At 39.9% G+C, this 10,732-nt stretch carries 9 protein-coding genes; 3 read left to right on the top strand and 6 right to left on the bottom strand.

From position 1 onward, the window contains the following. Positions 1-78: 78 nt before the first annotated feature. Positions 79-669 (bottom strand): hypothetical protein, encoded by a 591-nt coding sequence (locus tag IQ264_RS28855; protein WP_193985498.1) that lies wholly within the window; start codon positions 667-669, stop codon positions 79-81. Positions 670-801: 132 nt separating this feature from the next. Here IQ264_RS28855 and crcB point away from each other — a divergent pair, with 132 nt between their 5' ends. Together crcB and IQ264_RS28845 are read left to right on the top strand one after the other, a co-directional pair. Next, positions 802-1,209: a fluoride efflux transporter CrcB gene (gene crcB, locus IQ264_RS28850; RefSeq protein WP_193985496.1), complete on the top strand. Its 408-nt coding sequence runs from the start codon at positions 802-804 to the stop codon at positions 1,207-1,209. Between the two features lie 121 nt (positions 1,210-1,330). Next, the gene (locus IQ264_RS28845) at positions 1,331-3,082 is read left to right on the top strand and encodes a WD40 repeat domain-containing protein (protein ID WP_193985494.1); all 1,752 of its coding nucleotides are present in this window, start codon (positions 1,331-1,333) and stop codon (positions 3,080-3,082) included. A 104-nt stretch (positions 3,083-3,186) separates the two neighbouring features. On the opposite strand, the gene IQ264_RS28840 is transcribed toward IQ264_RS28845, so the two are convergent. The 5 genes from IQ264_RS28840 to IQ264_RS28820 all read right to left on the bottom strand — a co-directional run bounded on the left by IQ264_RS28840 (position 3,187) and on the right by IQ264_RS28820 (position 8,451). Next, a complete protein-coding gene (locus IQ264_RS28840) occupies positions 3,187-3,369 on the bottom strand; it encodes a hypothetical protein (RefSeq protein WP_193985492.1) in 183 nt (60 codons plus the stop codon). A gap of 175 nt (positions 3,370-3,544) precedes the next feature. Next, a complete protein-coding gene (locus tag IQ264_RS28835) occupies positions 3,545-3,907 on the bottom strand; it encodes a hypothetical protein (protein ID WP_193985490.1) in 363 nt (120 codons plus the stop codon). Between the two features lie 547 nt (positions 3,908-4,454). Further along, a complete protein-coding gene (locus IQ264_RS28830) occupies positions 4,455-4,781 on the bottom strand; it encodes a hypothetical protein (RefSeq protein ID WP_322744827.1) in 327 nt (108 codons plus the stop codon). A 147-nt stretch (positions 4,782-4,928) separates the two neighbouring features. Beyond that, on the bottom strand, positions 4,929-6,113 hold the full coding sequence (locus IQ264_RS28825; protein WP_193985488.1) for a M20 family metallopeptidase: 1,185 nt from the start codon (positions 6,111-6,113) through the stop codon (positions 4,929-4,931). Between the two features lie 169 nt (positions 6,114-6,282). Then, positions 6,283-8,451, bottom strand: a complete 2,169-nt coding sequence (locus IQ264_RS28820; protein WP_193985486.1) for a calcium-binding protein — start codon at positions 8,449-8,451, stop codon at positions 6,283-6,285. Positions 8,452-8,939: 488 nt separating this feature from the next. Here IQ264_RS28820 and IQ264_RS28815 point away from each other — a divergent pair, with 488 nt between their 5' ends. After that, positions 8,940-10,622, top strand: coding sequence for a serine/threonine-protein kinase (locus tag IQ264_RS28815; protein WP_193985484.1), 1,683 nt, complete (start codon positions 8,940-8,942; stop codon positions 10,620-10,622). Positions 10,623-10,732 lie beyond the last annotated feature (110 nt).

Raw genomic sequence — 10,732 nt, 5'->3', positions numbered from 1 at the left:
GGGAGATAATAATTTAACTAACTACTTATTCAACTCTCCCCACCTCCCTACCTCCCCATCTCCTCAGTTCCCCAATCCCTAATCCTTGGGAATCGAAGCGATCAAATCGTTCCAAGCTTTTTTCGCCGCATCTGTCAGCTGAGTTCCCAGAGACTCTATTTCACTAACGAATCCTTGCCAATTTTTATCTGTTTGTTGTTGCAAATCTTGCACAGTTTGTTCAACTCGTTCTTTTTCAATCAGTTTATTTTGTTCTACAGATTCTCTAGCTTGCCGCACAGATTCTAAATATTTCTCACGACTAAGTTCACTCCACTCTTTCGTCATTTCCATCGCCTTAGTTCGGAGTGCTTCAAAGGTTTGCCAGTTTTTATCAGCTTCTTTCTGCACTAACTGACTTGTCTGTTCCATGCGTTCTTTTGCTTCAGTTTGATTTTGTTCTAAGACGTTTTGTGCTTGGGAAACGGCTTTCAGATAGCTTTCTTGAATTAAGTCACTAGCAGTTTGCCACTCTTGTTCTGTCCGCTTTTTAATTGCTTCAAACAGTGCAATTGTTTCTTTAATTACATCATCGCTAGGATCGGAGGTTTCCTGTTTTACCAAATCAGTTGTCTCCGGGTTAACTTCTACGATCGCAGATTCTGGAGGAATTGTTTCTTCTGTACTCATGGATTGTTGCTCCTTAAAATTTTATTTATGATAATTTATTCTGACTTTCTCAACTAAGTAAAGCAAATCCTAATTTATTTTGTTTCCTAATTTACAAAATAGGATTTTTACAGATAAATTCATTTACAGTTTATGCTTTTACCTCAAATGCTGCAAGATCCAAATTTTCGCACTCCCTTAGCTATTAGTTTAGGTGCGATCGCAGGTGCCCTCAGTCGCTACTATATTACTTTATACTTCCTACAACGTTTTGGGTCTAATTTTCCCTTCGGAACCTTTTTTGTTAATCTTACTGGTTGCTTCGCAATGGGATTTTTTGTCACCTTAGCCAGCCAAGTAATAAATATACCTCCCGAATTGCGACTATTAGCAACTACAGGCTTCTTGGGTGCTTACACTACCTTTTCTACTTATGGACTAGATACCATGAATATTTGGGACTCTGGTAATTATTCATCTGCGATTTTTTATTGGTTAGGGAGTGCAATCTTGGGAATCCTCTGTCTGCAAATAGGCGTAATTTTAGCTAAATTGCTCTAACTACCAGTTGATTTAACTTTCAACTACTGTTGGCGCAAAATTAAGAAACTGTGTCAGAATGACATTTCTCGGTAGCCAAGACTGTTATCATGCAAAAGGCAGTAAGTGTCAAAAGTGTTAAATGTCGAACAACTCTAATCGGCTAGAAATGGTAGAATATGCCGCTATCGTAGGCACGATCGCTGGAGCGGTGGTAGCTGTCTTTAGCGGCAAAATCATCTATTTAGCAGTACCGCTGTCTGCTTCTGTTGTACTCAACTTAGTCAACCGTCGCCGCTTTGAGTTGGTAAGTAGAAACAACACCAACACAGTTATTACGCGCCTTTATCGGCAACTCGCAGCAGATATCCAAACCTTACAAGCGGTAACGCGAACTTTAGCTTCTGGGGGAGAAGCGAATTATTTAGGTATGGTTAGGCAGACAGCGCAAATGCAGGAATTTATTGCTTCTTTACTCGGAGCAAAAATGAATCCTATCCATCAAGAAATAGGAGAACTTAAAGAGCAATACAACAGTTTACAGGATTCCTTAAGTAGTGTGGTGCAGTATCTTAATGGTACTTCTCTTGCGCCGCGATTAGATAATTTAGAGGAAACTGTAAAACAGTACTCTGAAAAAATGGGAGATATTTCTTTACCTCCTGAACAATGGTTAATTGCACAGATCGAAGACTTAAAACAACAAATTAAAGAACTGCAATTTCAAGGAGCAAAAGCAGACAAACGCAAACAAAGAATTGCTGAATATTCTCAAATTGAGTCATGGTTAACGAGTAAGCTGGATGAACTCAAACGACAAGTGCAAGAAATTCAGCAAACTCTCGGAATAGAATCACCCAAAAGTCAGAAAACATCGGGAAATGTTAGCTATCGGGAACCTCAATTACCCTTTACCAGTCTCGGAACGCAAACTTTTCATCCTCTATCTGCAATTACTTCTACCAGTCAACCGTTAACTTCCTCAATTCCGGTGCCAAAATGGGATTGTGTTCATACTTTAGCAGCGCATTCTGACTGGGTATCTGCTGTGGTTTTTGCGGCGGATACAGATAAAATTGCTAGTGGTAGTTTCGATTGTGGGATTAAAGTTTGGAATTATCAAACTGGGGAATTAATTCGGGTAATTTCGGAAAATGCTGGTGCAGTTTATGCTCTTGCTTTTAGTGATACTCATAATTTACTGGTTCAGGGTGGTTCGGAACAGAATATTAAACTTTGGGAAATAGAAACAGGTGCTTTAGTAGAAATTTGTAAAGAACATAATGGATCGGTAAGAGGTATTGCTGTTAGTTCTAATGGACAAATTCTGGCTAGTGGTAGTTATGATGGCACAATCAAGTTATGGGATTTAGAAACTGCTAAAGAGATTAAAGCTCTGACTAAACATTCTGGTACAGTTAGTGCGATCGCTTTTAGTCCTGATGGACAAATTCTAGCAAGCGGTGGTGGCGATGGAATAGTCAAACTTTGGCATTGGAATACCGGACAACTATTGCACAGTTTATCTGGCGACTTGGGAATAATTTCTGGAATTGCTTTTCATCCCACAGAACCCATATTAGTTAGTGCTAGTAGCGATCGCACGATAAAATTATGGGATTTGGGTACTCGCGATCGTATTTATACCTTCATCGGTCATACAGGCGGAGTTAGTTCTGTTTGCTTTAGTCCTGATGGTAAAATTCTCTTTAGTGCTAGTGTTGATGGTTTCATTATCATCTGGAATTTAACTACTGGTGAGCAGTTAACTACCTTGACTTTTGAACCTACACAAGCGATCGTTTCAATGGCACTCAGTAAAAATGGTCAAACTTTAGCTGCTGGGAGTGTCAATGGAACTCTAAAAATTTGGCAACTTAATTCTGTTACCTAGTACAATCAAGCAGACCGCAGAAACAAAGAAGACTTGCCTAAAGCTTTTTTACTTGCTTTTCACTTTATGATTATTTCTGCCACGCTGCACTAGCTGTTCATCGATCATCGAGTTCCAGAACCTTGAGTATTATCACTGTCGGGTCCACCTTGATTTGGTGGCTCGTAGTCCATCCTTTTAATAAAACCATGAACATCTACAGTAGTCGCAGTTACAACAGAGATACTAATTACTTGTATTCCCAATATCAGAATAAATGCACTGACCAAATTTAGTGTTAAACTCATAACAGTCGCCTCAAAAGAATATGTATTAAAATATCGGTTATTGAACTGACTGACAGAGTGATAAAAGCAAGCAAAAATTGTGACAATCTAATCACAAATGAGTGATAAGATTGTGCAAACTAACCCGATTCGATCCCTCAATGTTAGTGATGGTTATCACAAATAGCGATCGCTATTACTTCGCCCAACCAAACGAACGAGAAGCCAACAACCACAGTTCTGTTAGCAATTGTCTCATACTTTTCCGATTAACGATCGCCCAAAAATTAATACTTAAGCAGACAGTACCCAAGGTTAGTAAAATATACGTAGGTAGCATTACTACACCGATCATGAACCACGTCAAGACATGAAAAATCATGACCATAGCTAGCATTGTCGCCATTGTAATTGCTGGAACTAACTGCACCAAAGGACGATTTAATCCAACCAGGCTCATAGTCTGCAAAGTTGCTGCTAAGTTAGCGGGTACTAGAAACGCACAGATAGCAGCACAGTTGAGGCGGGAAAATTCGCAAAGATGATCAAAATTAAACATTTCAAATGACTCGTAATAAATTAAGAAAAACTAGCGTAAAAAGGTAGAAGGCAGAAGAATAGAAAACTAACACAAAGCAAATTCAGTTGTTTTTACTCTATATATTTCTGCCACACTGCATTAGCGACAAGGTTTTACAATTTGTCTTTGGTAGTCCAAATATTGGTGAACATCATCAACATCCCGCCGATTAAAATGGCGATCGCCAGTCCACCTGCTATTACATTCTGCCAATCAACATTTTCCATGTTACTTTTAAATTCCTTTCACACTGTTTTCACCTTATCGCATTTTTCCCTAAGCCATGAGCCAGTTTTATATTTATTTTCTTATTGCTGTTACCAAGTAGTATTGCAACATAAAATATCCTGCTTTATTGACTTATTTTAACCCATCAATAAATCTAGATAACTTATCAATTAATTCAACAAATTTAATTAAAGAAATAATCCTAAATAGGCACTCAATAAATCAATAAGCAAAAATTTTAATCTTTGCTTTTCTCCTCTGCTCCTCTGCTCCTCTGCTCCCCTGCTCCCCTGCTCCTTTATAACTCCGTTGGACTTTCTGGCGCAATCTCGAAACCACCTTCTTTTCTAAGTGTTTGTTGAGTAGTAATTAAATCACTCAATTCATCAATTTCTACGCCTATATCGTGGCAAGCTTTTTTCAATTCTGCTTGGAAAAGATTAATATTTTTACCATAACCACAAAGCTCGGTTGCTGTTTCGATTCCCTGTTTAGCATTAGCTTTGGCACAATCAATTAATTCTATACCATGCAGTTGACTATGAGATGCCATAAATCGAATTTTCCTCTTAACTCGTTTAACTCGTTCTCCCAAGACTTTAATTTTTGCAGTAATATTTTTCATCTGCCTTCAGTGTGATTAGTAAGCATCAGTTCGTTGTAACGACTAGCTCTAATCTCGCCGCTACCCTATCATTCGTTTCCTTACTAGATAACTTTACCAGATATGAGGACTAAAATGCTCACAAGGAATAAAGATAATTGTCAAAGTTTACTTATTCGCTTTTTGCCAATATTTGTAAGCAGAGTAGGCGAGAGTTACCACACCAGTAATAATTGCTGATTCATCAATTTGAAATTGGGGATGATGCAGGGGATAATTATGTTGATCTTTAAACCCGACACCTAAGCGAAACATTGAACCAGGAACCTTTTCTAAATAGCGAGAAAAATCTTCTGCACCTAATGAAGGTTCAGGAAGGATAATAATACTATCACTACCCCAAGCTTCCCTAGCCGATTGTTCTAATAATTGAGTTAACCTGGGATCGTTAAGTACACCCGGAACTCCCTGTTTATAGGTAACTTGATATTGAGCGCCGTAAGTATGGCAAACATTAGCGACGATTTGTTCAATCCATTTTGGTAGAGCTTCGCGAGTTTCTGGATGGAGCGATCGCACAGTCCCCAGCAATTTTACTTCATCCGCAATCACATTTGGCGCACGTCCCCCAACAATTTTCCCGATCGTAACTACCACCGGACGCAGCGGATTTTGAGTGCGACTAATAGCTTGTTGCAAAGAAGTAATTACTTGAGAAGCAATCCAAATCGCATCGATCGCTTCATGAGGTCTAGCACCATGACCCGACTCACCAATTATAATAATTTCCAAATCATCTGCCGCAGCCGTCAAAGCACCATAACGAATCCCCAAAGAACCCGCAGGAATAGAAGGAAAAACGTGCAAACTTAAGATTCCTGACACTCCATTTAATGCACCATCTTCTACCATCCAGCTAGCGCCTTGAGCAACTTCTTCCGCAGGTTGAAACAAAAACCGCACATTTCCGGTAAATTTTTCTCCCAACTGCGCCAAAACCATCGCTGTCCCTAAACCCACAGTGGTATGCACATCATGACCGCAAGCGTGCATAATTCCCGGTTCGCAGGAACTATAATCTAAACCAGTGCGTTCTTGAATCGGTAAAGCATCCAAATCGGTGCGAATGGCTAAAATCCGATCGCTCTCACTATTACCCCGAAGATCTCCTATTACTCCAGTTCTACCTACACCCTGTTGAGCATGAATACCGTAGGAAGATAATACACCAGCAACATAAGCAGAAGTTTGATACTCTTGACCACTTAATTCTGGATGAGAGTGAATATGACGACGAATTTCAATCAGACGAGGTGCTATTTTAGTAGCGATTTCTTTAATATCAGCAAGCATGGATCAAGTTAGTTTTAGTTATGATGCTTTTTAACATGATAAAGAATTGTTCTGGAAACTGAAACAGTAAAAGAATAGCGATCGCATTCTAAATCTAGTAGAGTGCGATCGCTATTAGATTAAGGTTCAGTTAGTAGAGATTAACTAATCGCCTACTCCGACTCAACCCTTAAGATTTGTTTTTAACCTTGAAACCCGCTGACTTGAGACGATTGCTAATCTTCACCTTCAGTCCAGAACTAACACCCTTAACATTAATTAAGTCCTCTAAGCTAGAACCGCCAAACGAAGAAGGTAAGCTACCTAAACCAACTGAGAAGTTTTTCACCGACAGCGAAGAACTACTGAAGATAGTCAACTGGAACTCTTGACTAATCGCTAAAGTTGTGTAGTAAGTACCACTCGCCGTTGAACCAGTCTTAGTCACAGCACTAAAGAGTTCTTCGGAATTACCATAACCAAAACCAGCAATCTGAATTACATCTTCTTGAGCATTGAAATCGTAAATTACATCCTGACCAAACTGCTTAGGCGCACCAGTTAAGGAATCAGTGCCAGTACCACCCTTCATCGAATCAGTGCCAGTACCACCCTTCATCGAATCAGTACCAGTACCACCCTTCATCGAATCAGTACCAGTACCACCAGTCATCGAATCAGTGCCAGTACCACCCTTCATCGAATCAGTACCAGTACCACCAGTCATCGAGTCAGTGCCAGTACCACCCTTCATCGAATCAGTACCAGTACCACCAGTCATCGAGTCAGTACCAGTACCACCCTTCATCGAATCAGTGCCAGTACCACCAGTCATCGAGTCAGTACCAGTACCACCCTTCATCGAATCAGTGCCAGTACCACCAGTCATCGAGTCAGTACCAGTACCTCCAGGCAAGCTACCGACACGCAAAGAATCGATGATAAAGATGTCTTTACCTGCGCCACCGTAGAGAGTGTCTTTACCCGCGCCACCATACATCACATCATCGCCATCGCCGCCGAAGAGGATATCATCTCCGTCCCCACCAACGAGAGTATCGTTACCTTCACCACCAACAATTTTATCGTTATCATCGCCACCAATGAGGAGATCCTTTCCTTCACTACCGTAAAGGAAGTCCTTGCCAGCACCACCCCTGATGACATCATCCCCACTTTCACCAACGAGGACATCATCACCAGCATCACCTTGTACCAGGTCGTCACCAGAACCACCAAATACCAGGTCATTGCCATCGCCACCAAATACTAGGTCATCGCCACCATCACCGAAAACGTGGTCGTTACCAGCACCGCCTTTGACATTATCATTGCCACCGCTGCCTGAAACTAAGTCATTGCCACCTAATCCATCTAGGTTGTCAGCAATAGCTTTACCTAAGATTAAGTCATCGCGTTCGGAAGTTAAAGTAGTTTGAGAGGAAGCTGTGAAACCTTTTTGCTGACCTTTTGCTAGATAATGTTCTAGAGGATTTTTAAACAATCCCTTACTCAGGTCTTGTTGTACCTCTGGATTTAAGTCAGTATACAGACTTGATTCAAACCGAGAACTAATGAAGCGCTTCTCTTTGAAAGCAAAATTAACAATATGCTCAATAACGCTGATCTTCCCGGCTTTAACTGCTGCATCTACATCCTTATTAACTTGAAGATATTCCCCAACACTGATAGTGCTGTTGAACTCACGAATTTCTTTAAAACCCGCATTTGCCCAGTGCTGAAAACCACTAACAATTTGACCTTTATTCTTTGCTTCTGCAACATCAGGATTTAATTTTAGATAGTCTTCCTCATTAAAATAAGGAGTTGGAATTTCTTTGTTAGAGGCACCTTGTTGTAAAAAATATTGGAAAGCACTAGCAACTTCTCCCTTTTGGATGGCTTGCTGTACCTTGATGTTAGTACTTTGATAGTAAGTGCTACTAAAAAAGATACTAACGTTACGTTGTTCAATACTGCTAAATTTTAGAGCGTGTTCTAAAGCTCCGATTTCGCCTTTCTTCGCTGCCGCTGCAACATCAGGGTTATCTTGAAGATATTTTGTGGCATTAAAGAATGGATTACCAGTTTCCCGTCCTTCTTTATCGCCAGCTGCTTCGTAATGTTCACTGGCGCTGGTAATTTTACCTTCTTTAATTGCTTGGTCTACATCAGAGTTCAGTTCGCGGTATTTTTTCGGATCGAAGCATTCACAAGGTTGACGGTCTTCCTTTTTGCCGACTTTTTCATAATGCTCTTTAGCATTCTTGTACTCACCTTTTTTAATGGCTTCGTCAGCATCTTTGTACTTTTCGCGGTAAAATTTTTCGTCGCAAATGTCTGCTAAGTTTAAAGTCATACAATCTCTCTCCGAAGACTGAATAGTTTACTATTTCTCTTGTTGTGATGAAGAGAAGATAGATGCACTACCCGTAACTGACTGTATTCTACATGACTAGGTTCCCGGATTCCCGAAAAAAATTTTTAATTAAGAAATGATATCTTTAACCCTATAAGTGGGTAATATAAGTCTTATTCTTAATAACTTTTGTTCACCGTAAAGCTGTCATTGCGGTGGTATTTTCTGTTACTTTTGTTATTATCTCTATCTTAAGGTAGATGCTCAAAAAGTCAAGCTTGTGGTTGATTGATGCGGTTAAACTAACAATGGTGTCTCTAGAAATTGCATTTGTAAGCAATAACTCCTGGGTAATTAGTTTGCCATGATTGGGCGAATTTTTTACAACCAGTTACATCTGCTCAAGGGAATTATTGTTAGAGTTTACGAGAAGATAGTTCTCAGTGCGTTACGATCGCCAACAGCTAAATTCTTAACCTTTTCATAATATGACTTATTGCTTTAATCCCGCCTGTGAACAACCGGAAAATCCTCAAGAAGCAGAGGTTTGTTTAACTTGTAGTTGGCCTTTATTGTTACGGGGTCGTTATCGATCGCTTAAATTAATAGAAGAAGGAAATTTTGGCAGAACCTTACTCTGTGCAGATACAGACAGACTAAACGCCCATTGTGCGATCAAGCAATTTTTTAAATGGGGTAAAATAGAAAATTCGATCGACGCAATGACTAGAGCCAGACAAATATTTGAAAAAGAAGCTAAACTATTACTACAACTCGGAGAACATCCCCAAATTCCTACACTATTAGCTTGCTTCGAGCATGATAATCGCTTATACCTAGTACAAGAATTTATCGAAGGACAAAACTTACTAGACGAAATCTTAGAGCAAGGAACATTCAGCGAACAAAAAATTAGAAACTTATTAAACGACTTATTACCAATTTTAAAATTTATCCACAAACATAATGTAGTACATCGGGATATTAAACCGATGAATATAATTCGCCGCCAAAGCGACAAAAAATTAGTATTAGTAGACTTTGGCCTAGCGAAAATACTTAATACCAACTCTTTGGGAAAAACAGGTTCCCAATATGGTACAGAAGGCTATGCACCAATTGAACAAACACGGGGCAAAGTTTATCCAGCTAGCGACTTATTTAGTTTAGGAGTCACCTGCATTCAATTAGTTACAGGAACAGTAATAGAAGAACTTTATCACGCAGAAGAAGGCACTTGGGTATGGCGAGAATATCTCAGAAAAAGAGGTGCAGATGTTAGCGATAAACTAGCGCAAATCTTAACCAAATTAGTTAAAGATTCGCTCAAAGAACGCTACCAAAGTGCCAGCGAAGTCATGCAAGACTTACAAGAAAGCGCACCCAGATGGCAATGCAGCAAAACCTTTAGTGGACATTTAGGAATAATAAACCGAGTCACCTTTAGCCCCGACGGAGAAACCGTAGCCAGCAGTAGTGAAGATAACACCCTAAAAGTTTGGAATTTAGAAACTGGTAAATTAGTCCAATCTGTAATTAGTGAATCCCAAAGCGTAAAATTCGCCGTCATCAGTCCCGATGGGCAAATGCTAGCCAGCGGTAGTGGAGATAATTCAATTCAAATTTGGCAGTTAGCCACAGAAAAAATTCAACATACCCTAATTGGACATCTCGATATTGTTAATCAAGTTGCTTTTAGTCCCAATGGACAAACTTTAATTAGTGGTAGTGCAGATAGTACAATTAAACTTTGGGATATCAAAAGTGGAGAACTGCTGCACACCCTAAGAGAACATACTGCTGCTGTAACAACAGTTATTGTTAGCCATGATGGTAAATTTGTTGTGAGTGGCAGTGAAGACAAAACCATTAAAATTTGGCATTTAGGTGGGGGAATACTGCTTCACAACTTAACAGAACATTGCCAAACAATTAACTCTTTAGCTATTAGCCTCGATAATCAGTTACTCGCCAGTGGTAGCGCCGACAATACAATTAGAGTTTGGCATTTAGCTACTGGCAAACTTATAGATATTCTCACAGGACACTCAGAACCAGTACGTTCTGTCGCCTTTAACCCCAATCGTCAAATTTTAGCCAGTGGCAGCGAAGATAGAACCATTAAGATTTGGGGACTGGGGACTGGGGACTGGGAACGTTATGAGTTGTAGGGGCGGGTGAGAGTAGATAAATCTGTGTTCACAACAAAAAAGAGTTAACAACACAACTCGCCCGTACCAGAGTTTTAAGTTAAGAAATTTCCCCTTGTCCCCTTGTCCCC

Origin of the sequence: [Phormidium] sp. LEGE 05292 (assembly GCF_015207735.1) — a bacterium.
Lineage (GTDB): Bacteria > Cyanobacteriota > Cyanobacteriia > Cyanobacteriales > Aerosakkonemataceae > Floridanema.
Note: the sequence above shows the minus strand (reverse complement) of the source record. Positions and strands in the feature narration are given on the sequence as shown.